At 63.0% G+C, this 25347-nt stretch carries 28 protein-coding genes, 1 tRNA gene and 2 pseudogenes; 14 read left to right on the top strand and 17 right to left on the bottom strand.

All coding sequences use genetic code 11. The annotated features are described in order from the left end of the window. Positions 1-103 precede the first annotated feature (103 nt). The 3 genes from yidC to rpmH are packed head-to-tail and all read right to left on the bottom strand — an operon-like array spanning position 104 to position 2441. Positions 104-1924 carry a membrane protein insertase YidC gene (gene yidC, locus FJ443_RS01180; RefSeq protein WP_140662453.1) on the bottom strand — a complete coding sequence of 607 codons (1821 nt, stop codon included), beginning with the start codon at positions 1922-1924 and terminating at the stop codon, positions 104-106. 14 nt (positions 1925-1938) lie between these two features. Next, the gene (gene rnpA, locus FJ443_RS01185; protein ID WP_140491500.1) at positions 1939-2292 is read right to left on the bottom strand and encodes a ribonuclease P protein component; all 354 of its coding nucleotides are present in this window, start codon (positions 2290-2292) and stop codon (positions 1939-1941) included. A gap of 14 nt (positions 2293-2306) precedes the next feature. Then, complete coding sequence (gene rpmH / locus FJ443_RS01190; RefSeq protein WP_008833937.1) at positions 2307-2441, bottom strand: 50S ribosomal protein L34; 135 nt, start codon at positions 2439-2441, stop codon at positions 2307-2309. Between the two features lie 301 nt (positions 2442-2742). On the opposite strand from rpmH, the gene FJ443_RS01200 reads away from it, so the two are divergent. Together FJ443_RS01200 and FJ443_RS01205 are read left to right on the top strand one after the other, a co-directional pair. Beyond that, the gene (locus FJ443_RS01200) at positions 2743-4230 is read left to right on the top strand and encodes a HAMP domain-containing sensor histidine kinase (RefSeq protein WP_140551653.1); all 1488 of its coding nucleotides are present in this window, start codon (positions 2743-2745) and stop codon (positions 4228-4230) included. 225 nt (positions 4231-4455) lie between these two features. Then, positions 4456-4532 (top strand) — tRNA-Arg (locus FJ443_RS01205). A gap of 270 nt (positions 4533-4802) precedes the next feature. Here the strand turns inward: FJ443_RS01205 and FJ443_RS01210 are convergent. Then, complete coding sequence (locus FJ443_RS01210; protein ID WP_140662455.1) at positions 4803-6425, bottom strand: MDR family MFS transporter; 1623 nt, start codon at positions 6423-6425, stop codon at positions 4803-4805. Positions 6426-6517: 92 nt separating this feature from the next. Further along, entirely contained in the window at positions 6518-7672 is a 1155-nt protein-coding gene (locus FJ443_RS01215; RefSeq protein WP_140662457.1) for an HlyD family secretion protein, read from the bottom strand. Positions 7673-7793: 121 nt separating this feature from the next. Here FJ443_RS01215 and FJ443_RS01220 point away from each other — a divergent pair, with 121 nt between their 5' ends. The 4 genes from FJ443_RS01220 to FJ443_RS01235 all read left to right on the top strand — a co-directional run bounded on the left by FJ443_RS01220 (position 7794) and on the right by FJ443_RS01235 (position 9980). Further along, the gene (locus FJ443_RS01220; RefSeq protein ID WP_140514286.1) at positions 7794-8705 is read left to right on the top strand and encodes a LysR family transcriptional regulator; all 912 of its coding nucleotides are present in this window, start codon (positions 7794-7796) and stop codon (positions 8703-8705) included. 300 nt (positions 8706-9005) lie between these two features. Then, on the top strand, positions 9006-9245 hold the full coding sequence (locus FJ443_RS01225; protein ID WP_140662459.1) for a hypothetical protein: 240 nt from the start codon (positions 9006-9008) through the stop codon (positions 9243-9245). Positions 9246-9340: 95 nt separating this feature from the next. Continuing rightward, positions 9341-9613 (top strand): DUF1127 domain-containing protein, encoded by a 273-nt coding sequence (locus FJ443_RS01230; RefSeq protein ID WP_246675483.1) that lies wholly within the window; start codon positions 9341-9343, stop codon positions 9611-9613. 73 nt (positions 9614-9686) lie between these two features. Continuing rightward, the gene (locus FJ443_RS01235) at positions 9687-9980 is read left to right on the top strand and encodes a muconolactone Delta-isomerase family protein (protein WP_140662461.1); all 294 of its coding nucleotides are present in this window, start codon (positions 9687-9689) and stop codon (positions 9978-9980) included. Between the two features lie 65 nt (positions 9981-10045). On the opposite strand, the gene FJ443_RS01240 is transcribed toward FJ443_RS01235, so the two are convergent. From FJ443_RS01240 to FJ443_RS01280, 9 genes and pseudogenes are all read right to left on the bottom strand, one after another. Further along, entirely contained in the window at positions 10046-10699 is a 654-nt protein-coding gene (locus tag FJ443_RS01240) for a hypothetical protein (protein WP_140491514.1), read from the bottom strand. Positions 10700-10840: 141 nt separating this feature from the next. Beyond that, positions 10841-11215 carry an avidin/streptavidin family protein gene (locus FJ443_RS01245; protein WP_140491516.1) on the bottom strand — a complete coding sequence of 125 codons (375 nt, stop codon included), beginning with the start codon at positions 11213-11215 and terminating at the stop codon, positions 10841-10843. Positions 11216-11368: 153 nt separating this feature from the next. After that, positions 11369-11602 (bottom strand): annotated as a pseudogene (locus tag FJ443_RS01250) (multicopper oxidase domain-containing protein); the annotation flags it as partial. Between the two features lie 48 nt (positions 11603-11650). Further along, complete coding sequence (locus FJ443_RS01255) at positions 11651-12241, bottom strand: DUF308 domain-containing protein (protein ID WP_140524247.1); 591 nt, start codon at positions 12239-12241, stop codon at positions 11651-11653. A gap of 313 nt (positions 12242-12554) precedes the next feature. Further along, complete coding sequence (locus tag FJ443_RS01260) at positions 12555-13178, bottom strand: hypothetical protein (protein ID WP_140662464.1); 624 nt, start codon at positions 13176-13178, stop codon at positions 12555-12557. 96 nt (positions 13179-13274) lie between these two features. Then, a complete protein-coding gene (locus FJ443_RS01265) occupies positions 13275-13856 on the bottom strand; it encodes a TetR/AcrR family transcriptional regulator (RefSeq protein ID WP_140524250.1) in 582 nt (193 codons plus the stop codon). Between the two features lie 161 nt (positions 13857-14017). Continuing rightward, entirely contained in the window at positions 14018-15082 is a 1065-nt protein-coding gene (gene arsB / locus FJ443_RS01270) for an ACR3 family arsenite efflux transporter (protein ID WP_181168539.1), read from the bottom strand. A gap of 65 nt (positions 15083-15147) precedes the next feature. Further along, positions 15148-15225: pseudogene (locus tag FJ443_RS31525) on the bottom strand (arsenate reductase ArsC); the annotation flags it as partial. Between the two features lie 14 nt (positions 15226-15239). Further along, positions 15240-15545, bottom strand: a complete 306-nt coding sequence (locus FJ443_RS01280; RefSeq protein ID WP_246681188.1) for a metalloregulator ArsR/SmtB family transcription factor — start codon at positions 15543-15545, stop codon at positions 15240-15242. 313 nt (positions 15546-15858) lie between these two features. Between FJ443_RS01280 and FJ443_RS01285 the strand changes: the two genes are divergently transcribed. After that, on the top strand, positions 15859-16836 hold the full coding sequence (locus FJ443_RS01285) for an alpha/beta hydrolase (RefSeq protein ID WP_140662467.1): 978 nt from the start codon (positions 15859-15861) through the stop codon (positions 16834-16836). Positions 16837-16918: 82 nt separating this feature from the next. Beyond that, a complete protein-coding gene (locus FJ443_RS01290; RefSeq protein ID WP_140662935.1) occupies positions 16919-17350 on the top strand; it encodes a nuclear transport factor 2 family protein in 432 nt (143 codons plus the stop codon). A 61-nt stretch (positions 17351-17411) separates the two neighbouring features. Here FJ443_RS01290 and FJ443_RS01295 read toward each other — a convergent pair whose 3' ends face one another. Then, positions 17412-18305, bottom strand: coding sequence for a LysR family transcriptional regulator (locus FJ443_RS01295; protein WP_140662469.1), 894 nt, complete (start codon positions 18303-18305; stop codon positions 17412-17414). Between the two features lie 167 nt (positions 18306-18472). On the opposite strand from FJ443_RS01295, the gene FJ443_RS01300 reads away from it, so the two are divergent. The 5 genes from FJ443_RS01300 to FJ443_RS01320 all read left to right on the top strand — a co-directional run bounded on the left by FJ443_RS01300 (position 18473) and on the right by FJ443_RS01320 (position 22479). Next, positions 18473-19663 (top strand): MFS transporter, encoded by a 1191-nt coding sequence (locus tag FJ443_RS01300; RefSeq protein ID WP_140662471.1) that lies wholly within the window; start codon positions 18473-18475, stop codon positions 19661-19663. 113 nt (positions 19664-19776) lie between these two features. Further along, complete coding sequence (locus tag FJ443_RS01305) at positions 19777-20127, top strand: cyclophilin-like fold protein (RefSeq protein WP_318012490.1); 351 nt, start codon at positions 19777-19779, stop codon at positions 20125-20127. A gap of 16 nt (positions 20128-20143) precedes the next feature. Continuing rightward, positions 20144-21160 carry a zinc-dependent alcohol dehydrogenase family protein gene (locus tag FJ443_RS01310; RefSeq protein WP_140662473.1) on the top strand — a complete coding sequence of 339 codons (1017 nt, stop codon included), beginning with the start codon at positions 20144-20146 and terminating at the stop codon, positions 21158-21160. Positions 21161-21216: 56 nt separating this feature from the next. Continuing rightward, entirely contained in the window at positions 21217-21675 is a 459-nt protein-coding gene (locus FJ443_RS01315) for a cupin domain-containing protein (RefSeq protein WP_140662475.1), read from the top strand. Between the two features lie 63 nt (positions 21676-21738). After that, positions 21739-22479 carry a carboxymuconolactone decarboxylase family protein gene (locus tag FJ443_RS01320; RefSeq protein ID WP_348640072.1) on the top strand — a complete coding sequence of 247 codons (741 nt, stop codon included), beginning with the start codon at positions 21739-21741 and terminating at the stop codon, positions 22477-22479. Positions 22480-22637: 158 nt separating this feature from the next. On the opposite strand, the gene FJ443_RS01325 is transcribed toward FJ443_RS01320, so the two are convergent. Both FJ443_RS01325 and FJ443_RS01330 read right to left on the bottom strand, forming a co-directional pair. Then, a complete protein-coding gene (locus FJ443_RS01325; RefSeq protein WP_246670963.1) occupies positions 22638-23195 on the bottom strand; it encodes a TMEM175 family protein in 558 nt (185 codons plus the stop codon). 141 nt (positions 23196-23336) lie between these two features. Next, positions 23337-24038: a GntR family transcriptional regulator gene (locus FJ443_RS01330; protein WP_181175055.1), complete on the bottom strand. Its 702-nt coding sequence runs from the start codon at positions 24036-24038 to the stop codon at positions 23337-23339. A gap of 218 nt (positions 24039-24256) precedes the next feature. Here FJ443_RS01330 and FJ443_RS01335 point away from each other — a divergent pair, with 218 nt between their 5' ends. Beyond that, entirely contained in the window at positions 24257-25297 is a 1041-nt protein-coding gene (locus tag FJ443_RS01335; protein ID WP_140514265.1) for an ABC transporter substrate-binding protein, read from the top strand. Positions 25298-25347 lie beyond the last annotated feature (50 nt).

The following is a 25347-nucleotide window of genomic DNA, read 5'->3' on the forward strand; positions in this document are numbered from 1 at the left end:
GTGCCGCGCGTTTGCAGTTTCGCCCATCGCGGGCGGACGTGGACCGATGCCGGCGCACAAGAAAAAGCCCGGGCGACCGGGCTTTTTAGCGAAGAATGAGGCTTTATTCCGCCGGAGAGGGCTTCTTGCGGAACAGCGCCACCAGATTGTCCCACAGTTCGATCTTGGCGCCCTGGCGCTTCATGATCACGCCTTGCTGGAGGATCGACAGCGTGTTGTTCCAGGCCCAGTAGATGACAAGCCCGGCCGGGAACCCAGCCATCATGAAGGTGAAGATGACGGGCATCCAGGTGAAGATGGCTGCCTGCGTCGGATCCGGCGGCGTCGGGTTCATGCGCATCTGCAGGAACATGGTGACGCCCATGATCAGCGGCCAGACGCCGATCATCAGCATGTGGGGAAGCGTGATCGGGATCAGCCCGAACAGGTTGAAGATCGAGGTCGGATCGGGCGCGGCCAGATCCTGGATCCAGCCGAAGAACGGCGCATGGCGCATCTCGATGGTGATGTAGAGCACCTTGTAGAGCGAGAAGAAGACCGGGATCTGCAGCGCCACCGGCCAGCAGCCGGCGAGCGGATTGATCTTCTCGGTCTTGTACAGCTCCATCATCGCCTGCTGCTGCTTCATCTTGTCGTCCGCGTATTTCTCGCGGATCTCGAGCATCTTGGGCTGCACCTTCTTCATGTTCGCCATCGACGCGTAGGACTTGTTGGCGAGCGGGAAGAAGATGGCCTTGACGATGACGGTGGTGGCGAGGATCGCCAGGCCGAAATTGCCGAGGAATTTGTAGAGCGTGTCGATCAGCCAGAACATCGGCTTGGTGATGAAGTGGAACCAACCCCAGTCGATCAGCAGGTCGAACCGCTTGATGTGGCGGTCTTCGGCATAGGCATTGATCTTGGCGACTTCCTTGGCGCCGGCGAAGACCTCGGTCTCGACGGTTGCCGACTGGCCGGCCTCGACATTGATCGGGTCGGTGAGGAAGTCGGACTGGTAGCGGTGGCGGCCGTCCACGAAATAGCCGAAGCGCGGCTGGAACGGCTGCTTCTCGCTCGGAACCACCGTCACCGCCCAGTATTTGTCGGTGATGCCAAGCCAGCCGTCCGTCGACTTGCCCGGCTTGACTTCCTTGTCCTTCTCGATGGACGCGTATTTGTGTTCCTGCAGGCCTTCCGCACCGGTGAAGCCGATCAGGCCTTCATGCAGCACGTAGGTGCTGGCGACTGCCGGCTTGTCGTAGCGCGTGACGCGGCCGTAATTCGACAGCGTAACCGGGGCCGAACCCGAGTTGCGCACCTCGTCGGAAACGGTGAACATGTAGTCGCTGTCCACAGAGAAGGTGCGCTTGAAGGTCAACCCCTTGTCACTGGTGTAAGTCAGCGTCACCGGCGTCGACGGGGTCAGCGTCGGATTGCCTTCGACGTTCCACACCGTATCCGCGCCCGGTACCGTGCCCGTCTTGTCGTTGCCGACGAAGCCGATCTCGGCGAAGTAGCCGCTGGGCAGCTCCGAAGGGTTGAGCAGTTCGATCTTGGGCGAATTCTTGTCGACGGTTTCGGTGTAGTGCTTGAGCTTGAGGTCGTCGAGACGGCCGCCGGTCAGGTTGATCGAGCCTTCCAGGCTCGGCGTATCGATCTTGACGCGCTTCGAAGCCGCCAGCGCCTGGTCGCGGCTGGCCGCGGTGACGGTGTCGCCGCCCGGCGCGTTGGGGATGGCACCGGGAGCGGTGCCGGCCGGCGCCGGCGTTGCCGCGCCCGGATTGGCTGTCTCCGCCGCCTTCTTCTGCTCTTCCACGCGCTGCTGCTCGACGCGCGCCGCCTCGCGCTGCTGTTCGACGCGCGGGTTCATGTAGAAGACCTGCCACAGGGTCAGGATCAGCACCGACAGCGCGATGGTGATGAAGAAGTTTCGGTTGTTTTCCATCGAGAGCCCTTGGCCTATCGTGTTCCGCGAAGTCGGCGGGAGAGTTCGACCTTCAACTGGCCGAACGGGGCGCGGAGCGCATCATCGCGCCCGACGATGACATAATCATTGCCGGGCATCATGTCATCGGCCGCATGGGTGCGCACGGCCTCTTTCAGCCGCCGCCTGACGCGGTTGCGCACGACCGCGTTGCCGACCTTCTTGGTGACGGTGTAGCCGACGCGCGGCGCGCCGCCGTCGCCGCGGTCGAGGACCTCGACGAGGAAAAACCGCCCGCGACGCTTTTCACCACGGCGGACGGCCAGGAATTCCGCGCGTTTCAGAAGCCGCTTGGGATTTTGTCCCACTGGCTTGCCGGTTGCGGGCAACGATCTTGTCTCGCTCAGGCGCTGAGCCGCTTGCGGCCGCGGTTGCGGCGAGCTGCGACGACGCCGCGACCACCCTTGGTGGCCATGCGGGCACGGAAACCGTGCCGGCGTTTGCGGACGAGTTTGGACGGTTGGTAGGTACGCTTCATTTGTTTTAATACCGCGGGGTGCGGCCCTTCTTGATTCTGTCACTCTGTAACAGGAGCTTTGCCGGGCCGGCTTTGGCGCGATCGAAACCGCGCCGGGACGAATGGCCCGAGCGTGAGCGGGCTTATAGAAAGAAGGGTTTTGGAAGTCAATCCGGTGCCGGGCCGGTGCCGGGCCGGTGTCGCCGGGCCCGGGATGCGCACTTTCGGCGGCAATTATATCTCTCCGACCAAGGGGGAAATTGGCAAAAAAGCCGCAATCGCCTAATCTGGGCTGATCAAGCGATTGTGAAGACAGGACCGCATGAGCGAAACCACGCACGCCGAGGAAGGGACAGGACCAGCGCCAGCCGCCGTCCGCAGCGTACCCTTGTCGCGCGGCCTGTCGACAAAACTGCTGCTGTTGACCATCGTTTTCGTGCTTTTGGCAGAAGTGCTCATCTTCCTGCCCTGGATCGCCAGCTACCGGCTGGCCTGGCTCAAGGAGCGGCTGAGCACCGCCGCGGCCGTATCGATCGTGCTGGTGCAGGGCGAACCGACCTCGCTGTCGCGCACGGCGCAGAACGACGTGCTTATGGCGATCGGCGCCAAGGCGATCGCGGTGCGCGACGGCGGCGTGTCGCGGCTGCTTGTGGTGGCCGATATGCCGCCGCAGGTCGACGAGCACATCGACCTCGCCAGCGTCGGCATGGTCAAGGGCATGACCGGCGCGCTCGACACGCTGTTTTTCGGCGGCAACCGGATGCTGCGCGTCTTCGGGCCGGTCGGCGACAGCGACAAGGAGTTCGAGCTGATCATGCCGGACTACAGCCTGCGCAAGGCGATGCTTATCTATTCGCGCAACGTCGCCTTCGTCTCGCTGCTGATCTCGCTGTTCACGGCCATGCTGGTCTATGCCGCGATCGACCTGATCATGATCGGACCGATCCGCAACATGACGCGCTCCATGCTGTCCTTCTCGCAGGCCCCCGATGACCCCAGCCGGATCATTCATCCCGCCGCCCGCGCCGATGAGATCGGGGTGGCCGAGCGCGAGCTGTCGCAGATGCAGGAGCGGCTGCAGAAGATGCTGACCGAGCAGAAGCACCTGGCCGACCTCGGCCTCGCCGTGTCGAAGATCAACCACGATATGCGCAACATCCTGGCCTCGGCGCAGCTCATTTCGGACCGCCTGCGCCAGGTCAAGGATCCGACCGTGCAGGCCTTCGCGCCGAAGCTCCTGCGTGCGCTCGACCGTGCGGTCTCCTACTCGGAAGGCGTACTTCATTACGGCCGTACGCAGGAGCCGCCGCCTTCGCGCCGGCGCGTGCGGCTGCGCCAGCTGGTCGAGGACGTGCACGGCCTGCTCGACATCGAGGAAGGCATCGAGTTCATCAACGCGGTCGAAAAGGCGTTCGAGGTGGACGCCGATTCCGACCAGTTGTTCCGCGTGCTCACCAATCTGTGCCGCAACGCCGTGCAGGCGATGGCGGCGGACACGGAGAGCGCCGTGGTGCGCCGGCTGGCGGTTTCGGCCGAGCGCATGGGCAGCGTCAGCCGCATCGTCGTGACCGACACCGGTCCCGGCCTGCCGCCGAAGGCGCGCGAGAACCTGTTCGCAGCGTTCCGCGGCTCTGCGCGCAGCGGCGGCACCGGGCTTGGTCTGGCGATCGCGCATGAACTGATCCGCGCGCATGGCGGCACGGTGGAGCTGGTCGAATCGATCGGCGGGCGCACCACCTTCGCCGTCACCATTCCCGACCAGCCGGTGCGGCTCGACCAGGCCCGCAACGGGCTGCGCCGCCCGGCCTGACAGGCTTGGGCGCTGTTTCGCCCGCAAACCGGTCCGGCCCCCTTCGCCCTGAATGCCGCTTCGAACAACCCGATTTCCGGCCGGATCCAGCGGATGACGCATCGACGACAAAACTTTTGCCGGATCGGCTTGCTTTTCGCGAATTCAGTCGCTAGGGAACTGCACACATTCGCGGCCGGTCCTCGAGGATCGGATCGCGGGGTCATGGAAAGCATGACCTGATGCGCGCCCGTAGCTCAGCTGGATAGAGCACCAGACTACGAATCTGGGGGTCAGGAGTTCGAATCTCTTCGGGCGCGCCATTTAATCCTATTGAAATCAATAGACTTCCAGGCGTTTCCAGCGCGACGCCACTGGCTCGATTTTCGGAATTCAGCCGGTTTTGGCAAGACGGCGGCAGCCGGTGCCAAAATCGCACTATGGGCTAAAGTGCCCTACTTGGAACGGCACAGTCTCTGCCAAGCATTCGAAAATTTGCTGAGTTTCCTGGCGGTGCACGTGACAGACTCACATTCCGTGCCGCGCTGGCGTAGTTCGGGATTGAAATCATTATGGTTCTTCTTTCCGATCTTTCAGTGCGCGCCACCCGCCTCGATATGGCCCGGGTTGCGCAACAGCAGCGTGGCGAAGAACGCGACGACAAGGGCTGCTCCGAGTAGATAGAACGCGTCGCTGAAAGCCATGATGAAAGCCTGCTTGCGCACCATCTGTCCGATGGCGATGACGGCCTTGTGCATCGCGGCTGCGCGATCGCCGGCGCCATGCGCCAGGAAGTACCGGGTCAGATGCTCGATGCGCGCGCGAGTGCTCTCTTCGAACAGCGACACCGACCGCACCAGCACGTTGGAGTGGAACTGCTCGCGCTTGGTCAGAAAAGTCTGCAGCATGGCGATGCCGACGGCGCCGCCGAGATTCCGGATCATGTTGAACAATGCGGAGGCGGAGCCGGCGTTCTCCTGTTCGATGCCGGCCGTAGCGACCGCAGCCAGGGGTACCATGACCAGGGCCTGACCGACGGCACGGACGACATTCGGCCAAAAGAACTGCTCCGACGCGTAGGTCGCCGTCATTTCGATGTTCATGAAATTGCTCGCCGCGAACAGCGCAAAGCCGAAGGCGACGATAATGCGCATGTCGAAACGCTTCATCAACTGCGGCACCAGCGGGATCAGCACCAGTTGCGGCAGGCCTGTCCAGGCCAGCACCATGCCGATCTGCTGGGCGTTGTAGCCCTGGATGCGCGCGAGATAGACGGGCAGGATGAACACCGCCCCGTAGAGCGCAATTCCGAGCAGGAAGCTGGCCAGGATGGAGAAACCGAAATTCCAGCGGGCGAACAGTCTGAGGTTAAGCAAGGGCCTTTCGCTTCTCAACTCGATCCACAGGAAAAGCGAGAGGCTGACGAGGGCGATCAAGGACAGCCGCACGATGAACGGCGAGCCGAACCAATCGTCCTTGTTGCCCTCCTCGAGCACGGTCTGCAAGGTGCCGAGCCCGATCGCCATGGTGATGATCCCGGCCCAGTCGCCCTGGCGCAGCAGCGAAAGCTGCATCGGCGCCCTTTCGAGGGACATCCACAGCATGCCGACCATCAGCGCGCCGGGGACCAAGTTGACATAGAAGATGAACTGCCAGCCCCAGTTCTCGGTGAGATAGCCACCGATTGTTGGTCCGATGGCCGGTGCGAAGGTCGCCGACAGCGCGAACAGGGCGAATCCGATCGGCTGCTTCGCCTTGGGCAGGAGGGTTATGGTGATGGTGAAGGCGACCGGGATCAGCACGCCGCCGCAAAAGCCCTGCAAAGCACGCAGAACAATCATCTGCTGAAGGTTTTGCGCGAAGGCGCAGGCAACCGAGAAGGCGAGAAACAGGATTGCATTGGCCAGAAGATAAAGGCGGATGGAAAAGACCCGCGACAGCCAGCCAGTGAGAGGAATGACGACGATCTCGGCCACCAGGTAGGCGGTCGATATCCAGCCGCCGTCATCGATGCCGGCGCCGATGGCGCCCTGAATGTCGGCGAGGGATGCGTTGACGATCTGGATGTTGAGGACCGCCATGAAGGCGCCGAGCGTCGAGCCAATGACGGCGATCCAGGTCTTGAGCGAGGCGGAAGAGGCATCGGTGGGCGCCAAGCTCGATGCTTTGGCTGCCGCCGGCGCAGGCGTGGGGTTGGTGGTGAAGATCGCGGGCACGGCTGAATTCCCTGTTTGACGAAGAGTGCGTGAGACACTGGCGTGGCTGCCACCATGCGAGGTCCCGGAGAACCTCGCGCAGCCGCTAGGAGTTACCAGCCGGCGATGATCCGGCGGCCGCTGTCCGGTTCACCCCGTTCGGCCAGGATGGTTGCCTTCGTGTCGATCGTCGGTTCGGCCGACATGCCGGCGCGCAGCTTGCCGAGGAGCCTGCCGTCGTTGATCGCGATCTTCACCGGGATGCGCTGCACGATCTTGGTGAAATTGCCGGTGGCGTTATCCGGGGGCAGCAGCGCGAACTCGAGACCGCTGGCCGGCGACACACTGTCGACGCGGCCCTTGAGTGCCACGCCGGGAAAGCCGTCGACGGCGATCTCGACCGGCTGTCCGCTCTGCACATGGGTAAGCTGTGTCTCCTTGAAATTGGCCACGACATAGACCGCATTCAGCGGCACCACCGCCATGAGCAGCGTGCCGGCCTGCACATACTGGCCGACGCGAAGCGAACGGGCCCCGACGGTGCCGTCGACGGGTGCCGTGATCGTGGTGTAGGAGAGATTGAGTTCCGCCTGACGCAGGGCGGCCTGGCTGCTGTCGCGCTCGGCCTCCGCTTTGCCGCGCTCAGTCGTGAGCACGTCGATCGCTTTGCGGGCAGCAACCAGTGCGGCGCGATCCCTCTGCAGTTGGGCTTCGTTTTCGCCGAGGGACGCCGCAGCTTGCTGGGCGCGTTGGCTGGTGCCGTAGCCGCTTTTCAGCAAGGTTTTATAGCGATCACCCTCCTGCTGCGCGAATTTGAGCTTCGCCTCGGTTGCGGCGACGTTGGCCTTTTGCTGTTCGACCACCGAATGCTGCAGGCCGATCTGGGCGTCGAGGTTATGCAGCGTCGCTTCGGCTGCTTCGACATTGGCTTGCGCTTGGTCGAGCGCGGTCCTGAAGTCGCGGTCGTCGATGCGGGCCAGAACCTGGCCCGCCTTGACGGGAGTGTTGTCCTCGACCAGCACCTCGGCGATGTGGCCCGAGATCTTCGGCGCGACAGTCGTATAGTCGGCCTTGACATAGGCATCGTCGGTCGATTGCAGATACTGCCCGACCGTCCAATAGTCATAGCCGTAGAGCGCAGCCGCGGTCAGGCCGGCCACCAGGCCCAACCCGACAACGGTGCGCTTGATCATCGTCTTGCGGGACCGCCGCGCGGGTTTTACCTCAACCGGGTATTCCAAGGTGGCGGGGTTGACGCTTACGGTCATCGTAATCTCCTCTCACGGTCGGGCCGAGTGGCCGATTGGTGCAAGGACGATGCAACGGCAATCTTGATGTGATAATCGAGGAAAGAACGGAAGGATCATCCATTAAGAGCGGATAATCGAAATGGACAGGCTCACGAGCTTGACGGTGTTTGGCCGCGTTGTGGAATGCGGGGGCTTTTCCGCGGCAGCCCGACGCCTCAACATGTCGACGACGATGGTCAGCAACCACGTCCAGGCGCTGGAGGACAGGCTCGGCGTCCGGCTTCTCAACCGCACCACCCGCAAGGTGAGCCTGACCGAGATCGGCCAGGCTTACTACCAGCGTTCCTCACAAATCCTCGCCGATCTGGAGGAGGCGGACCGCGTCGCGGGAGCACTTCAGGCGACGCCGCAAGGCACGCTTCGCCTTCATTCCAGCATGAGCGTCATCCGTTTTCTGGCGCCGATCGTTTCCGAATTCGTCAACCTTTATCCGGCTGTTTCGGTCGATCTCACCGTCGGCGAAAGAATGGTCGACATGGTGGAGGAGGGCTTCGACCTTGACGTGCGTTCGCTGCCGCTTCCCGATTCAAGCCTGATCGTCCGGCGGCTGACCTCATGGCGCAACATCGTCTGCGGTTCGCCCGGCTATTTCGAACGCCATGGAACACCGCGTCGGCCCGATGACCTCGCACGCCACAATTGCATGCGCCATGCGTCATATCCTTTCGGTAACGAGTGGCGTTTCGAGGACCCCGACGGCGAGCCCGTTTCCGTCCGCGTCGATGGCAACTTATTGACCAACAGCCAGGAGACGCTCAGACGCCTTGCTCTCGACGGCCGCGGTCTGTTCATACCGCCGCCCTTCCTCGTGGCCGACGACCTGAGCGCCGGGCGCCTTGTCCGGGTGCTGGAGGAATATTCAGGAGTCGAGTTCGCGATCAACGCGTTCTATCCGCATCGTCACCATGTCTCGGCCAAGGTCAGGACTTTCATCGATCTGTTGGCCGAGCGCTTTGCCGAACACCGCAGATGGATGGAATTGAAGTACTGAACAGCAGTCCACCGTCCGCGCCGGAAAGTCGGCGGGCTGATGTCCCTTCTGATCTTCTGGCCGGCCACATGCGGGCAAGGGCCGGAGCGATTGCCAGCACCGACATGGCAAAATCCTCGATCCGGGAGGGGTCAGCGCTGAGGCAGCGCGCCCGCTCATGATCCTATTATCCGCTCTTGGTGGATGATCCTTCCCAATCTTCGATGATTATCATGAGTGGGCCCAAGATGCATCGTCTTGGCGAACAGGCAAGGACCTGTTCTTAAACCCAAGTCCAGAACTCAACCTTAGGAGATTTCCATGAAAAAGATCGCTCTTGCCACCGCCGCGTTCCTGGCCATCACTGACGCCGCACTCGCCGAGAACCCGAAGGTCGGCGGCTCCGACATCAATGCGATTGCCCGGGAACAGCTCGACAGCACCCACACGTCCTCGATCGCGCATAGTGCAGTCTACGAACTGCTCAATGCGGGCTCGAACGCGGCCATCGCGCGGGATCCGGCGGTCGAGCATCGCCGGGACCTTTTCGGCAACCGTTAGACACCGGCTCCGGCCGCCGAACCCCCAAAGCAGCGAGCTCATTCGCCGCCTTCGCCTCGGGGTTCGACCGGTCGCGAAAAAAAAGGAGAAATGCGATGGACGCAGTCGTCAACGGCGCCGCCGTGGAGCGGGCCGAAACAAGGAGTGCACCGCAGCGGCGTGGAGTCGAGGCTCTACAGATTCTGATGGCGCGCGTCGCGGCGATCTTGGTCTGGGTCGAAGCCGGTATGGAAAGGCGCCGGAGCCGCCGCATGCTGATGGAACTCACGGACTCGCAATTGCAAGACATCGGTCTTTCTCGCGCCGACGTTGCCGGCCGAGACTGGAAAACCGATCCTTTCCGCCCTGTTCCAGCCGATGGTCGCTAAATAACCATGACAGGCATCAAGCACCCACCGGGACAAACCGGAAAGCCTTACCTTCATCAACAGGAGAAAGAACATGCAGTTCATGGTCTTGACACGTCGGCGGACGGAAAGCTTCAACGACGCGGACTACACGCCCGAGAGACTGGAAGCCGAAGCCGAAGGCGTTCGCCGACTTTTCATGGCGAGCACCGTGCGACAAATCTGGAACCGCGGCGACATGGGCGGCGCTTGTCTTCTCATGGAGGCCGAAACGGAGGAAGAGGTTCGCTCGGTGCTCGATGCCCTTCCGCTGTTCAAAAGCGGCATGCAGGAAACGGCCTCCATTGTTCCGCTACGGCCATATAGAGGCTTTGGGCCGCGGCAATAGAAGATGTCACAAGGCATTCATGGCATATGGGACCTCGGCCAAGCGATCCCTGGCTCCGCAGAGCTTCATTCCCCGCGCGTGCCTGGGAAAAGAACCGTCAGTCTTTGCTCGGCCGCCGCCCAAGCCCGCAGGTGGTAGCTGCGCAGCACGAACACGCTTGCAGCGAAGGCGAGCATCCCGGCTGCCACACCGAGAGCCATTCCGGCGCCGGCTGCCGCTGTGGCGGCTATGCCCGTAAAGACACCTGCGATGGCGCTGCTGATCACGCTCACCATTCCGGCCGTGGTCATGAAATACTGCAACGGCGATGGGCTGAGCCCCTTGTCCACGAGCACCGCCGAGCGATCGTCATGCGTGGAATGAACGAGGTAGCTTTGCATGGCGGGCGCGACTTCGACGTAGTAGTGCCGGATCCGCGCCATTCCACGGGCGTGCACCATGTCCTCGATGGCGACCTGCACGGCGCGGACGAAGGTGACCAGGCCGATGAAGAAAACGCAGGGCAGCAAGATCAGGCTGAACAGCACGAACGGCGTACCCATTTTCGTGACTTGCGCGACGAATGACAGCGCGATCGCCGCGCTTGAGACCGACGTGAGGAACAGATTGGCGCGCTGATTTGCCTCCTGAATCGTGGCCGCGCGGGCGGTCTGCAGCACAAAGTGCTCGGTTGTCATGCACTGCAGGACTACCTGCGCGTCGTTGCCTTCTTCGGCCATCCCATCGTCCTCCGGTCGGCTCGACCACAACGCCGCCGAAATCGCTCAGGATCGGCAAGCCACTTTCAGTCGCGCATATCCCATGCGGGCCCGGCGGCCTTCCGTAGCCGCCCATGGGATCACGCCGGCCCGAGGGGTTGGTCATTCCACGCGCTCGAACACATCCAGGCTGGTCCCGAAGGCGCGCCATGCCCCAACTCTGACTATCCTGGCAGGCGCCCCTTCCGCCGATGCGGTAAGGGTCTGCCCTGCAACGGTATGCCAAAGCATCTCGAGCTTACTTTCCCTCAGAATACCGGTGTAGCTCACGGCCGCAGGCCCGGCCTTGCCCTGTCCCGCAGCCGTGAAGCCGATTACGTCGCCGCAAGCAGCGCCATGGATCGAAAGTTCCTGACCAAAGAAACTGCTGTCTTCCAACGCCGTCCTGAACATGCCGCGGATGACGCCTTCCGCATCGTCCTCGATGATGACGGTCGAGCCGTATTGGTTTCGCCAAGTCCCGATCCAATCTGGCATGGTGCACTCCACGAGCGGTTCGGGATCAACGTGCAGGGCCCGCACGTGTTCCGAGGCTGCCTGCGCCGCTCGGCGTCTAGGCAAACCTCTGGGCAACCGTCGCCGGGCCAAGTGCGGCGCTGATGCCGCAACAGCGCCAATTCCGGCTCCGCGTCAGTTGACGTCGATGACGACCATCAGCCCGCCGCCACCCTTTTGCTCGACATTGTTGTTCGTCGTGTGGTGCGGAATGTGGCAGTGGATGAGCCATTTGCCGGGTCGCCGCGCCGTCCAGACGACATCATAGCGCTGGCCCGGACCGACATTGATGGTGTCGGCGAGGAAGCGGGCCGAAGGGGGAATGGTCTCGCCGTCGCGTGCGACGACCTCGAATGGTCCGCCATGAATGTCGATCGCCGGACCACGATCGGATACGCAGTAGGCCGACAATGTGGATCATGCTTGAACCGATGCCACTCTCCGGCGCCGCGATTGCGAGACGGTCAGCCAAAGGGCTGAGACGAGGAAATAGAAGGCGCCGAAGCCAGCATAGCCTGCGATGTTGGCGATCGAGGGCGGTGCGGACATCTGCGCTTGCGCGATGAAGAAGGCGCCGGCGACAGCCGATTGGCCTCCGCTCAAGATCATGGCCCATTGGCCTCCGGCGGTTTTCCAGCGCCGGATTGCGGTTCCAAGCTGCAGCAGGCCGGAGAAGATTGCCCACGCGCCGAAAACGCCGAGAACCCAATTCATGTTCATCGCCAGCGCCATGATGACTGCAAGGGCGACCACCGAACTGACTGCAACGTTGAATGCTTGCGTAGGATTGACGGCAAGCCCGCCGTTGCGGGAAGCATCGACATAATTGGCGGCTGCATCCCAGGCAGGATAGGCAACAAGCAAGACAGCCGCGATGGACGCCGACTGCCGGCCGACCGTCAAAGCGGCCACGACCCAGACGACGGAAAAGGCCGCACGGGCGAGGTAATACAGCTTGAGCCACTTGTCCTGGTCATTTGAAGCAACTTCAACGCGATCGCGTCTCATTGGATATCCTTCGGGTATGGTTCAATGTTTGTCCGATGCACCTCGGCGACCACAGGTGGCCGAGGCGTTTGTCAAAGAGGGCTGTTTCACCCTCATAGCCTTCACTGTCCGCCCGCCTTCCTCCGAGAGGCGGCGCCAGGTGCAGGCCACAGCCGTCGGCGAATGCGCCGCTCCCGGTGCATGGGAAATGCTCCGGCATTTCGGACGAGCGGTAGGCCTTCACTGTCGCGTTCGTCCGCGCCGAACCGCTCAGCGTATCTTTCGCCAGCGTCGCCGTGACGGTCGACAGCCTGCGAACGAGCGGCGACCTGGCTCACATGGGCGGGACCACGCCATCTTTGCCAACGACGACCTGATGACCGATCGTTCCGCTTGCGGCCTTCTCGCCTGCTATGAAGACGACGGCACCCGGGATCAGATCATCCTGGGTTGCCGGAGCGAGGGTCACGACGGGGGTGCCGTCCGGGATCGCGATCTTCTTTTCCTTGCCTTGGTAGGAAACAGTCACGGTGCGCCCGTCGACGTCCTTGACGGCATCGGCGACTGTTGCGTTGGTCATGCTGCTGTCAGGCTTCAGATCCCACCCGTAGCTTCCCTCACCTGCGCCTTTCAGCGCGGGCGGGAAGATCAGGACTTCCAGAGCGCCGTCCCCGCCCTTGTCCTTCGGCAGCGAGGCAATTCCGACGAAGTCGCCTGGCTTGATATCGGCCACCTTCGCAGCAGCGACGCCGGAGATCTTCCAGCCATCAGCCAGGACAACGTCAACAGTCTCGCCTTCCCGCGTGTTGACCCTCAGCGTCGAAGCGCTGAAGCTCACCACGCTGCCCCTGATGTGGATCTGCTCGGCCTCCCGGCTTTGAGCCTGAGCGGGCGCCGTGATGGCGTAGGTCGCCGGGATACTGATGACCAAGAGAGCCGAGAGGAGTTTGTGAAACATAGGGAATTCCTTTACCTACTAGTTGGTAGTTTACCGCGGCGCATTTGTCGATGCTCTTGTCGGGGCGACCCGTCGCTTAGCCGCCCGGCACTGATATCATTCGGGCTTCAGCCTCCGCAGGGTCGGGTCGAGAATTGAAGCGAAGACGCCAGGCTTTCCGTATGCCCGAGCCGATAGCATCGCGCCATGAACGGTGGCCATGAGCGCCTCTGCCTCCACCCGCGCCGGACCAGAGATTTTCAGGGAACCTTGCTGTTCGCCGCGTTCGATGACCGACGTCAGCCACGCCGAGAGAAACTGAAAATACGCCCGTACCTCCGAGACGACCTCGTTCGGAAGCGCTGGAAGTTCGCTTGCCAGCAGCGCACATACGCAGAACGGGATGCTTGCATCCTCGATGCATCTGGCCCAATAACCCGCGTAGGCCTGAACGAGTTCGAGCGGTTCAGGCACGCTGCGCTCGAGATCGGCCATGCCGGCTTCGGCGTTCTCGCGGTAACGCGACACAAGCGTACGCACCAGATCGACCTTGCTGGGGAAGTGGTGGTGGATGCTGGCCTTGCGTATGCCGACCACGGCCGCGATGTCTGCGTAGCTGAATCCATTATAACCGCCGGCGATGATCAGCTTTTGTGCGGAGGCCAAAATCTCGTCAGATGTCGTTGAAAAGTTGCTCATGCACCCTGTCTACCTTCTAGTAGGCAGACTGTCAAGCGGACGGATACCCGCGCAATTAACGGGAGTGCGTCGCGCGGCCATCCCGAGCTTTTCCTGCAAAGCAGTCCACCAGCAGGCTGCCCGGCCGGCTGAGGATCAACGGCTATTTCGCAATTTTTCGATCAGGGTCGAGCATTAATGTTTTCGGCAACACGGGACACTGCCCGGCCGCCCTCGTACCAGTCTTTGGAGCGGTTCACGATCCAGACCACGGTGAGCATGACCGGCACTTCGATCAGCACGCCGACGACGGTGGCGAGCGCCGCCCCCGACTGAAAGCCGAACAGGCTGATGGCGGCGGCGACCGCCAGTTCGAAGAAATTCGAAGCGCCGATCAGGGCCGAGGGGCCGGCGACGCAATGCTGTTCGCCCGAGACACGGTTGAGTAGGTAAGCGAGCCCTGAATTGAAATAGACCTGGATCAGGATCGGCACGGCCAGCAGCGCGATGATCAGCGGCTGCGCCAGGATCTGCACGCCCTGAAATCCGAACAGCAGCACGAGCGTGGCAAGCAGGGCTATGAGCGAGAGCGGCTGAAGCCGCTCGAGAAATCGCTTCAAGGCGGCTTCGCGGCCCGCGGCGAGCAGCCGCCGACGCAGGAATTGGGCGCCGATGACCGGCACGACGATGTAGAGCGCGACGGAGAGGACGAGGGTATTCCAGGGTACGGTGATGGCCGAGAGGCCGAGCAGCAAGCCGACGATCGGCGCGAAGGCGAAGATCATGATGGTGTCGTTAAGCGCGACCTGGCTCAGCGTGAAATGCGGTTCGCCTTTCGTTAGGTTCGACCACACGAAGACCATCGCCGTGCAGGGCGCGGCCGCCAAGATGATAAGGCCGGCGATATAGCTGTCGATCTGGTCGGCCGGCAGATAAGGCCGAAAGAGATACCCTATGAACAGCCAGCCGAGCGCCGCCATCGAGAACGGCTTCACCGCCCAATTGACGAACAGTGTCACACCGATTCCGCGCCAATGCTCCTTCACGTGGCCGAGCGCGGCGAAGTCGATCTTGACCAGCATCGGCACGATCATCAGCCAGATCAGTGCCGCGACCGGCAGGTTGACCTTGGCAATCTCGGCCTCGCCGACGGCGTGGAAGACGCCTGGCATGAGATGGCCGAGAGCGATGCCGGCGACGATGCACAGCGCCACCCACACGGTCAGGTATTTCTCGACGAAACCAATGCCGCCGCCCGCGCTCAAAGCGTGATCGTTCATGATACTTTCCTTGCTCAGCCGGCTTTCGGAAGGTTGAGTATCGCCTCGGCGATGATCGACCTTGCCGAATTGCCCGTGCAGAGGAAAAGAACGTTGCATGGCTCGCTCATGGCGGATGCCTCTTCTAACACTTGCAGGTGACCGCCTGGATCACGGGCCGACAGAGTTCTGGCGCGCCATTGCAGCAGTCTTCCATGAGGTAGGCGAGCAGATCGCGGAATCCCGTCATGTCGGCAACATAGCGGATTGTGCGACCATCGCGCTCGGCGCGGACGAGGCCGGCATGGTCAAGAACCTTGAGGTGCGCCGACATCGTGTTCTGCACGATGTCGAGGCGGGAAGCGATCTCGCCGGCGGGGGTCCCCCCGGCGCCCGCCTGGACAAGCAGGCGAAAGACCTCGAGCCTTGTATCCTGGCCGAGTGCCGCCAAGCGAGGAGAGCTGATTTTTTATCCACGTATCCATAAATCCAGAACTAAGGCTTCGTAGTGCCGACATATGACAGCCGGGTGACAATAGGCAAGCGCGCTCATCGCGTTTGAAGCTGGGGCAGAAGTTCGGGAACCGCAAAGCGGGCGCCGACCAAATCTCGGATATTCATTGCCGCGATCACTCCTGAGACTGGCGACAAAAGATGCGTGACCTTCGGGACAGGCATTCGGTTCGCTCAACCCACTCGTTGCGGCGTCCGCCGCCAGCCGTTAAACTTAAACAGAGACTGACACACGAGCGTGAGAAGCAGCCGTGAGCGAGCCGACGCAGCGAATGGTCGAGACCAACGGCATCCGCCTCAACGTCGCGGAGCAGGGCGATGGCCCTTTGGTGCTCTTGTGCCACGGCTTTCCCGAATCCTGGTATTCCTGGCGCCATCAATTGAGTGCGCTCGCGGCGGCGGGCTTTCACGCCGTCGCCCCCGACATGCGGGGCTATGGCAAGAGCGATCGGCCGGAGGCGGTCGAACAGTATACGCTCTTCCATCTGGTCGGCGACATGGTGGGCCTTCTCGACGCCCTCGAAGCGCCGACCGCCATCATCGCCGGCCACGACTGGGGCGCCGTCGTCGCCTGGCACGCGGCGCTGATGCGCCCGGATCGGTTTCAAGCCGTCATCGGTCTCAGCGTGCCGTTCCGGCCGCGGGCCAAGGTGCGCCCAACCAGCGTGATGCCGCGAACGACGGACTCCCAATTCTACCAGCTCTATTTCCAGCAACCCGGCATTGCAGAAGCCGAGCTGGAGCGGGACCCCCGGACCACGGTGCGGGCCATGCTTTACGCCGCATCGGGGGATGCCTCGGGCACGAGCGCGGGTGGAATCGGCATGGTTCCACATGATGGAGGTTTCCTGCAAGCCGTCGAGGCGCCGCCGGGCCTGCCGCCCTGGCTCAGCCAAGGCGACCTCGATTTCTACGCGGGCGAGTTCCAGCGCACCGGCTTCGCGGGAGGTCTCAACTGGTACCGCAACATCGACCGGAACTGGGAGCTGATGGCGCCCTTTGCCGGCGCGCGCGTCAAGGTTCCCGCGCTCTATATAGCGGGCGACCGCGATCTGGTGGTCGCCTTCCCCGGAATGGACCAGTTGCTGGCCAATCTCGGAAATTTCGTCCCGCAACTCCGCGACAAGTTGATGCTGCCCGGCTGCGGGCACTGGACCCAGCAGGAACGCCCGGACGAGGTCAATGCCGCGATGATCCATTTCCTCCGGAGCTTGCCGGAACGGCGCTGATCCGAGGACACGACCGGCCGCGAGGCCGCCGGCGAAAGCTCATTGTCGGATGGGTCTGGAATGCGCCATAGGCGCGGAAATCATGGAGATGAGCGTAAAGAGATTTTTTGAACGCTATCAGCGATTTTTCAAGGCGTCGCTTGGCGGCGGCATGGATATGGATGAGGCCGCGTCGCTCTACACGTCGGAGTTCATAGCCGCCTCGCCTGCCGGCGTCGTGACCGGAAAGAACGACGATCAACTCAAGCAAGTCATGGCTCAGGGCTATGCTCACTACCGGGCGATCGGAACGAAAGAGATGCGGATACGCGACATCGGCATCTCGCCGATCGACGAGCATCATTGCGTTGCCCATGTTGCGTGGACCGCGACCTATGCCCGCGAGGGCCAAGCGGACGTCGGGATAGATTTCGACGTTCACTACCTTGTCCGGAAACTCGACGGGGAGCCGAAGATATTCGGATGGGTGGCGGGCGATGAGCAGGCGCTGTTAAGGAAGCACGGCATCATCTGAGGTCCGCCGCTCCCATTCCCGGTTGTGCTCAGCCCCGTCCTCGGCTTCTGTGTGGTGGCCATCATTGGCTGTGTTTTCGAAGCGCTTCGACAATGACCTTGAAGGCCGGCGAGTTCTGGCGACTGCTTGGATAGTATAGGTAATAGCCGGCGAATTTCGGCGCCCAATCGTCGAGCACGAGTTGCAGCCGGCCGGCGGCAACATGCGCCGTGACCAGATCCTCGGGCACATAGGCAAGCCCGTAGCCGGCAATGGCGGCGTCGACCATCGGCAGGGTCGAGTTGAACACGAGCTGGCCATCGACGCGCACGCGCAGAGCCTGGCCGGCCTTCTGGAATTCCCAGGCATAGAGGCCACCGGCGCTGGTCATGCGCAGGTTGATGCAATTGTGGCCGATCAGGTCCTGCGGCGCCTTCGGCACGCCACGTCCGGCGATGTAGGCCGGCGAGCCTACGGCAACAAGCCGCCAGTCCGGCCCGATGCGCACGGCGATCATGTCCTTCTCCACGCTTTCGCCAAGCCGCACGCCAGCATCGAAACCATCCTCGACAATGTTGCGCAATCCGTTGTCCCGGCTGAATTCGAGCTTGATGTCAGGATAGTCGGCAAGGACGGGCCGCAGTTTCGGCCAGACCAGCTGCTCGAGGGCATGATCGGAGACGGTGATGCGCACGGTCCCCGAGGGTTTGTCGCGATAGGCCGTCAGCGCCGCGATGTCGGTTTCGATATCGACGATGCGCGGTGCCAGGGATTGACGCAACCGCTCCCCCGCCTCGGTCGTCGAGACACTGCGCGTCGTTCGCGCCAGCAGCCGCAGGCCCAGGCGCGTTTCGAGCCGCTTGATGGTGTGGCTGAGGGTCGATTGAGTAATACCGATCTTGGCGGCGGCCTTGGTGAAACTGCGCTCCTCGGCCACCATCAGGAACCACAGAAGATCGTTGAAGTTTTCGCGCATGGCCTTCTGCCCCGCTGAATACGGCCCGACGTTATTTATGGCCTGCATCGATAAGTTCAAGCGACTTTCAGCCGCTAATCATTCCAATAGTCCGGCGCTATCTCCTGTCGCGAACAGGCCGCCGATGCGTTTTCCGGCGGCCGGCTTTTTGTGCGTGGTGACGGCTGATGGAAACGACTTACGACGACAGGCTGGTGAAGCCTCGGGCAGCATGGGGTGCGGTGTTCTCGATGACGCTTTGCGTCGCCGTCCTTATCGCTTCCGAGTTCACGCCGGTGAGCTTGCTGACGCCGATCGCCGACGGGCTCGGCATCACCGAAGGCCGGGCGGGACAGGCGATCTCGGTCTCCGGCATCTTCGCGGTCGTCACCAGCCTGTTCATCGCTGGCCTGACGCGGCATATCGACCGCAAGCTGGTGCTGACGTCGTTCTCGCTGCTGCTCGCCGTGTCCGGCCTGGTGGTGACCTTTGCGCCCAACTATGCCGTGCTGATGATCGGCCGCGCCTTGCTCGGCATTGCCATCGGCGGTTTCTGGTCGATGTCCACCGCGATCGTGATGCGCCTCGTGCCGGAGGACTCCGTGCCCGAGGGCCTGGCGATGATCAACGCCGGCAACGCCGTCGCGGCAACCATATCGGCGCCGCTCGGAAGCCTGCTCGGCGATTATGTCGGCTGGCGCGGCGCGTTCTTCCTCGTGGTGCCGTTGGCCCTCTTTGCCCTTGTCTGGCAAAGCCTCAGCCTGCCTGCGCTGCCGCCACGCGGCCGCAAGGCGTCGGGCAATGTCTTCCGGCTGCTGCTGCGCCGTCAGGTCGCGCTCGGCATGGCCTCGATCCTGTTGCTCTTCATGGGCCAGTTCGCGCTCTTCACCTATCTCAGGCCTTTCCTGGAAACCGTGACCGGTGTCGGCGTTTCGGCGCTCTCGGCGATCCTGCTCGTGATGGGACTAGCAGGCGTCGCCGGCACCTGGACCATAGGCCGGCTGCTCAAGACGCGGCTCTACAGCATCGTCATCATCATTCCGCTGGCCATGGCGCTGCTGGCCGTCGCATTGATCGTGCTTGGATCGATGCCGATGGCCGTCACCGCGTTGCTCGTCGGCTGGGGCTTTTTCGGAACCGCGGCGCCGGTCGGCTGGGGCACCTGGCTGAGCCGCGCGCTGCGCGACGATGCCGAAGCCGGCGGCGGCTTGCAGGTTGCCGTCATCCAGTTCGCCATCACGCTCGGGGCGGCGGGCGGCGGCCTGCTGCTGGACACGCTCGGCTGGCGAAGCCCCTTCGCACTCGGGGCGGTGCCGCTTGTGGGATCCGCGCTGGCCGCGGCGGCAGCCGCCCATGATCATGGCAAGGACGCGCCATGACACGCAGCCACATGACACGCCGCACCGCAGTTGCCGCCGCACTGGCAGCCGCGTTCGCGCCCTCCGCCGCGCCAGGCCAAGCCCGCGGAACGGACGGACAGGAGAAATCGTTGATGAGGATTGCTATTGAAGTGGACGCGATGCGCCTGACGGCCTCCCTGTTCGACAATCCGAGCGCGCAGGATTTCGCCGCGATGCTGCCGCTGGACCTGACACTGGAAGACTACGCATCCGTCGAGAAGATCGGCTACCTGCCGCGCAAATTGCGGATCGAGGGCAGCGGCCCGTTCGACAGTGAGGCCATCGGCGACATCGCCTACTACGCGCCCTGGGGCAATCTCATCTTCTTTTATGGCCCCTACCGGTATTCGCGCGGCCTGATCCGGCTCGGCCGGCTCGACAGCGGTATCGCGCCGCTGCTGCGCGGCGGACGCTTCAACATACGCATAGAACGCCTGACATAGGCTCAAGGAGAAAACCATGCTCGGAACAGTTCTCTACGGTGCCGGCGACATCCGCTGCGAGGAAGTGGCGGAGCCCGAAATCCTTCATCCCACCGACGCCATCCTCAAGCTCTCGGCCACCTGCATCTGCGGCTCCGACCTGTGGCCCTATCGCGGGCTCCAGCCGCTGAACGAACCGATGCATATGGGCCACGAATATTGCGGCGTGGTGGTGGAAGTGGGCAGCGCGGTGAGAGCGGTGAAGCCCGGCCAGTTCGTCGTCGGCTCGTTCTGCACCTCCGACAACACCTGCCCGCATTGCCGCTTCGGCTTCCCCTCGTCCTGCGAGCAGCGCGAGTTCATGAGCCGGGCGCAGGCGCCGATGCTGCGCGTGCCACTTGCCGACGGCACGCTGGTCGCCACCCCCGGCATGCCCGAGGACGATCTGATCCCGAGCCTGCTGGCGGCATCGGATGTGCTTGGCACCGGCTGGTATGCCGCCGACGCCGCGCGCGTCGAGCCCGGCGCGACCGCGGTCGTCGTGGGTGACGGCGCGGTCGGGCTGATGGGCGTGCTCGCGGCCAAGCAGATGGGCGCGGAGCGCATCATCGCCATGAGCCGCCACAAGACGCGCCAGGATCTCGCGCTCGAATTCGGCGCCACCGATATCATTTCGGAGCGCGGCGATGACGGCGTGGCGCGGATCAAGGATCTGACCCGCGGCGTCGGCGCGGAATCCGTGCTGGAATGCGTCGGCACGCAGGAATCCATGATGCAGGCGATCAACTGTGCCCGCCCCGGCGGCTCGATCGGCTTCGTCGGCGTGCCGCATGGCGTCCAGCTCGACGGCCAGGGCCTCTTCTTCGCCCAGAAGAGCCTGCTCGGCGGCCCCGCGCCCGTGCGCCGTTTTCTTCCGCATCTGATGGATCTGGTGCTGGAGCGCAAGATCAATCCCGGCAAGGTCTTCGACCTGACCCTGCCGCTGGCCGATGTCGCCGAGGGCTATCGCGCCATGGATGAGAGGCGGGCGATCAAGACGCTGCTTCGTCTGTAAGCGCCGCGCTGGGTTCAGCCCACAAATGCAGGGGAGCAAACCTCAAGGAGACCAAAATGAAGAAAATCCTGACAGCAGCGGCCGCGAGTGTGGCGGGAACCATGCCCGTCCAAGCGCAGGGCATCGAAATCCGGACAAACGGCAGCACGCCGGCGATGATCGGAGCGGCAGAAAACTTTACCGGGCAAGCGGTCGTCACTGCGCTGTTTCCCGCCACCGAGATAACGCGCGCAAGCACAGGGCTGGTGAACTTTGCTCCCGGAGCGCGCACCGTCTGGCACACCCATCCTGCCGGTCAATTGCTGATCGTCACATCAGGCCAAGGCTGGATTCGCGAAGACGGCAAGGAGGCCCGCGTCATCAATCCAGGCGACGTCGTCTGGATTCCCGCCGGGGTGAAGCACTGGCATGGCGCGACCGCCACCAGCCCGATGGCCCATATCGCGTTGAGCTACATGCATGACGGCAAGAATGTCGACTGGCTGGAGCCTGTCTCCGACGAGCAATACCGCTGACCGTACGCAGGAACGAAAGGCATCATCATGAAACCTTCAACCATTCTCGCACTCGCTTTGTCGATGGGGGCTGCCGACGCTGCGGCGCAGACGGGATCGCAGACCGGCAGCCTGCCTCCAGAGGATGTGCAGGCCGTCTCGCCCGCCCTTGCGCGCTATGCGACGGACAAGCTTGCCAATGACGTTTGGAAGCGCCCCGGCCTGTCGCGGCGCGATCGCAGCATCGTCACCATCGCGGCGGTGGTCACCCGCAACCAGGGCATACTCCTGCCGGAGCAGTTGAGCCTCGCCCTCGACAGTGGCGTGAAGCCGGCCGAGATCTCGGAGATGATCACGCATCTTGCCTTCTATGCCGGGTGGGGCAACGCGATGGCAGCCACGGCGATCGCCAAAGCGGTGTTCGAGGCACGCGGCATCGGGTCGGACCAGCTCCCCAAGGCTGTCGTCGATTTGCTGCCGCTCGACGAAAAGGCGGAGGCCGATCGTGCCGCACGGGTCGAGCAAGGCACGGGACCGGCGTCGCCGGGCCTGGTGCGCGACACGACGGAAGTGCTGTTTCGCGACCTGTGGCTGCGTCCCGATCTCGCGCCGCGCGACCGCAGCCTGGTGACGGTCAGCGCGCTGGTCGCCGCCGGTCAGGTGGAGCAGATTCCCTATCATCTCAACAGGGCCATGGATAATGGACTGACGCGCGCCGAGGCCTCGGAGGTGATCAGTCATCTCGCCTATTACGCGGGATGGCCAAACGCTTTCTCGGCAGCCCCGGTCGCACGCTCCGTATTCGAGAAGCGCTCCGCCGACTGATCATTTTCGACCGTAACGACCCTGCCGTTCGAGCCGCGCGGCCTGACGCGGCCAAGTGGCGATGCGGCGAGCATCTGGAGACTGCCCAGCGCAAATTCAGGGCGGTCTGGCGGATCGAGGCCGAAAGCCGACGCGGGCGGCATGACCTGACATTGCGCTCAGCCGGCGCGCGATCCCGGCGCTTCCGGCCGGAGATAGACCGTCAGGCAGCAGCAACAGATCGCCAGTCCGGCGATCGGGTATTTCAGGGCGACGACCGCCGCCAAGCCGAAAAGGCACAGCGTCACCATCGAGCGGATGCGCATGACCTTGCGCACCTTGAGCGGAACGGTGTCGGCCGGCATCGGGTCGATGAGTTCCCGGATCAGGAGAATGTAGGTCAGGTTCACCAGGAAGAAGACGACCGCGTAGAACGCCACCGGCTGCGGGGCCAGCTCGCTGACCGCCATCCACGCGGTTGCCAACGGCAGCAGCGACACCGAAAACAGGTGCGCGAAATTGTACCACATCAGGCTGGTCGTCGCCGCCGTGGCGTGGCGCAGGAGATGATGGTGATTCGCCCAGACGATGGCGATGAAGAGATAGCTCACGCCGTAGCTCAGCCATGTCGGCCACAAGGCCAGCAACGCGGTGAAGGTCGGCACCTCCGGTGGACGCAGGTCAAGCACGAGCACGGTGATAAGGACGGCGAACACGCCATCCGAAAATGCGCTCAATCGCTCAAGCCCTGTCGAGGGAAGCACCTGGAGTGTCCTTGTCGAGGTTCGTCCGGCCTATGGTAGCATCGCCACCCGCAATATCCATGGCTGCCCAGTCGAGATCGCTAACGCGTTGCTTCGCGCCAAGTCCAACCCCGCTCACGACGCCTTGGCCAGAAAGCTCTGGTAATCCGATTTGGCCTGCAGCAGGCGCAGCACGTTCTCGCGCGAGCCGCGCACATGGGCGCGCGCCAGGGCGCCGGCGCGCTTGGCGTCGCCGGCGCAGATCGCATCGACGATCTCGGCATGCTCGTCGCGGGCGATCTTCCATTCGTCGAGCCACAGCAGTTCCGTCCAGACATAGTGCTGGCACCTGTCGAGGATGCCGCACAGCATGCCGTGCAGCATGGCATTGCCGCTGATTTCGGCGATGACGCGGTGCAGATCGATGCCGACTTCAAGCTCCTGGAATTTTTCCCTTGTGGTTCGATCCGCAATGGCGGCCAGCCTCTCGCATTCGGCCAGCATGGCGCGCAGCCGCGCCTTGTCTTTCTCGGTGGCCGCAGCCGCCGCCAGTTCGGTGGCGTGGCCGTCGAGCAGTTCGCGGATGTCGAAGGCCTCGCGGAACATGTTTATGTCGAACTCGGTGACGGCGTAGCCCTGCCGCGGCCGGCCGGTGACCAACCCGTCGCGCTCGAGGCGGTTGAAGGCCTCGCGCACGGGCGTGCGGCTGACATTCAGCTTTGCCGCAATGTCGCTCTCGGTGACGCGCGCGCCCGGCGGGATCTGGCCGGTCACGATCATTGCCTTGAGCGCGGAATAGACCGAGTCGCGCAGCGTGTTTTTTGTTTCCTTGGCCAAGTTCCGTATCCAGTCTCCGGTCCGTGCCGGAAATCGATGTGTTTCGCGCGTAGCTGTATTCAAAATCGGCGCGTTTTGCCATTCCCCGGCCCCGGGTCGGTGGCCCCAAGGCCCCGCCGAGCGGTGTTGACTTCGCTGATCCCCGAGCTACACTCAAGATTGTATACAAAATCGCATGCGAAATCAAAAACAATGGGAACACCGGTTGGAGAACCGAAATGAACAGCACCAAAGGCATTAGCGTCGTTGCCATAGCGGGCCTCATGGCCACGGTCACGGCGCCCGCCGCGGCAGGCGACACCATTACCGTCGCCTCATGGGGCGGCACCTATCAGGAGGCGCAGGCCAAGGCCTTCTTCAAGCCGACCGCCGATGCGCTCGGCATCACCATCAAGGAAGACACCACCAACGGTCTCGATGACGTGCGCCTGCAGGTGACAGGCAACGCGGTGAAGTGGGACATCACCGAGCTCGGCGCCGACGAATGCGCGCGCGGCTCGAAGGAAGGGCTTTTCGAAAAGCTCGACTACAACCTCATCGACAAGAGCGGCATCAATCCCAAGCTCGTGCATGACGACTGGGTCGGCATCTCCTACACCTCCGTGGTACTCGTCTACCGGACCGACGTATTCGGTGACAAAGGCCCCAAGACCTGGGCCGACTTCTGGAATGTGGAGAAGTTTCCCGGACGGCGCGCACTGAGCAGCAGCCAGGCGACGGAGACGCTTAGCGTTGCAGCCCTCGCCGAAGGCATTCCGATCGACAAGGTCTATCCTGTCGACATCGACGGCGCGCTGAAATCGGTCGACAAGATCCGTGGCCATGTCGATGCCTGGTGGACTTCCGGCGCGCAGGCCATGCAACTGGTGAAGGACGGCGAGGTCGACATGGCAAGCATCTGGAACGGCCGCGCCGGCACCTTGAAGAAGGAAGGCGCGCCGGTCAGCTTCTCCTTCGACCAGGGCGTACTCACGGCCGACTGCATGGTCATTCCCAAGGGCGCCAAGAACAAGGAGGTCGCGATGAAGGCGCTGGCGATGTTCGTCAGTCCGCAATTACAGGCCAATCTGCCGCTTTATGTCGACAACGGACCGGTCAACGAGAAGGCGTTCGAGACCGGGAAGATCCCGCCGGAGCGGATCAAGGACATCAACTCGTCGCCTGAGAACGTCAAGAAGCAGGTGCTGCAGGACGCCGAGTTCTGGCGCGACAACCTCGTCGAGGCGACGGAGAAGTTCAACAATCTGATCCAGCAATAGACCGGAAACCCTGACATTGCGGGGCCGCCTGGCCCTGCTTCTTGGAGTCC

It is taken from the genome of Mesorhizobium sp. B2-6-1 (assembly GCF_006440475.1).
Lineage (GTDB): Bacteria > Pseudomonadota > Alphaproteobacteria > Rhizobiales > Rhizobiaceae > Mesorhizobium.

Bases quoted from the DNA above. Each gene is read 5' to 3' on its own strand.
- yidC (WP_140662453.1), bottom strand. From the start codon at position 1,924: ATGGAAAACAACCGAAACTTCTTCATCACCATCGCGCTGTCGGTGCTG.
- rpmH (WP_008833937.1), bottom strand. From the start codon at position 2,441: ATGAAGCGTACCTACCAACCGTCCAAACTCGTCCGCAAACGCCGGCAC.
- FJ443_RS01200 (WP_140551653.1), top strand. From the start codon at position 2,743: ATGAGCGAAACCACGCACGCCGAGGAAGGGACAGGACCAGCGCCAGCC.
- FJ443_RS01215 (WP_140662457.1), bottom strand. From the start codon at position 7,672: ATGACCGTAAGCGTCAACCCCGCCACCTTGGAATACCCGGTTGAGGTA.
- FJ443_RS01220 (WP_140514286.1), top strand. From the start codon at position 7,794: ATGGACAGGCTCACGAGCTTGACGGTGTTTGGCCGCGTTGTGGAATGC.
- FJ443_RS01225 (WP_140662459.1), top strand. From the start codon at position 9,006: ATGAAAAAGATCGCTCTTGCCACCGCCGCGTTCCTGGCCATCACTGAC.
- FJ443_RS01230 (WP_246675483.1), top strand. From the start codon at position 9,341: ATGGACGCAGTCGTCAACGGCGCCGCCGTGGAGCGGGCCGAAACAAGG.
- FJ443_RS01235 (WP_140662461.1), top strand. From the start codon at position 9,687: ATGCAGTTCATGGTCTTGACACGTCGGCGGACGGAAAGCTTCAACGAC.
- FJ443_RS01240 (WP_140491514.1), bottom strand. From the start codon at position 10,699: ATGGCCGAAGAAGGCAACGACGCGCAGGTAGTCCTGCAGTGCATGACA.
- FJ443_RS01245 (WP_140491516.1), bottom strand. From the start codon at position 11,215: ATGCCAGATTGGATCGGGACTTGGCGAAACCAATACGGCTCGACCGTC.
- FJ443_RS01255 (WP_140524247.1), bottom strand. From the start codon at position 12,241: ATGAGACGCGATCGCGTTGAAGTTGCTTCAAATGACCAGGACAAGTGG.
- FJ443_RS01260 (WP_140662464.1), bottom strand. From the start codon at position 13,178: ATGTTTCACAAACTCCTCTCGGCTCTCTTGGTCATCAGTATCCCGGCG.
- FJ443_RS01265 (WP_140524250.1), bottom strand. From the start codon at position 13,856: ATGAGCAACTTTTCAACGACATCTGACGAGATTTTGGCCTCCGCACAA.
- FJ443_RS01290 (WP_140662935.1), top strand. From the start codon at position 16,919: ATGGAGATGAGCGTAAAGAGATTTTTTGAACGCTATCAGCGATTTTTC.
- FJ443_RS01295 (WP_140662469.1), bottom strand. From the start codon at position 18,305: ATGCGCGAAAACTTCAACGATCTTCTGTGGTTCCTGATGGTGGCCGAG.
- FJ443_RS01300 (WP_140662471.1), top strand. From the start codon at position 18,473: ATGGAAACGACTTACGACGACAGGCTGGTGAAGCCTCGGGCAGCATGG.
- FJ443_RS01305 (WP_318012490.1), top strand. From the start codon at position 19,777: ATGAGGATTGCTATTGAAGTGGACGCGATGCGCCTGACGGCCTCCCTG.
- FJ443_RS01310 (WP_140662473.1), top strand. From the start codon at position 20,144: ATGCTCGGAACAGTTCTCTACGGTGCCGGCGACATCCGCTGCGAGGAA.
- FJ443_RS01315 (WP_140662475.1), top strand. From the start codon at position 21,217: ATGAAGAAAATCCTGACAGCAGCGGCCGCGAGTGTGGCGGGAACCATG.
- FJ443_RS01320 (WP_348640072.1), top strand. From the start codon at position 21,739: ATGGGGGCTGCCGACGCTGCGGCGCAGACGGGATCGCAGACCGGCAGC.
- FJ443_RS01335 (WP_140514265.1), top strand. From the start codon at position 24,257: ATGAACAGCACCAAAGGCATTAGCGTCGTTGCCATAGCGGGCCTCATG.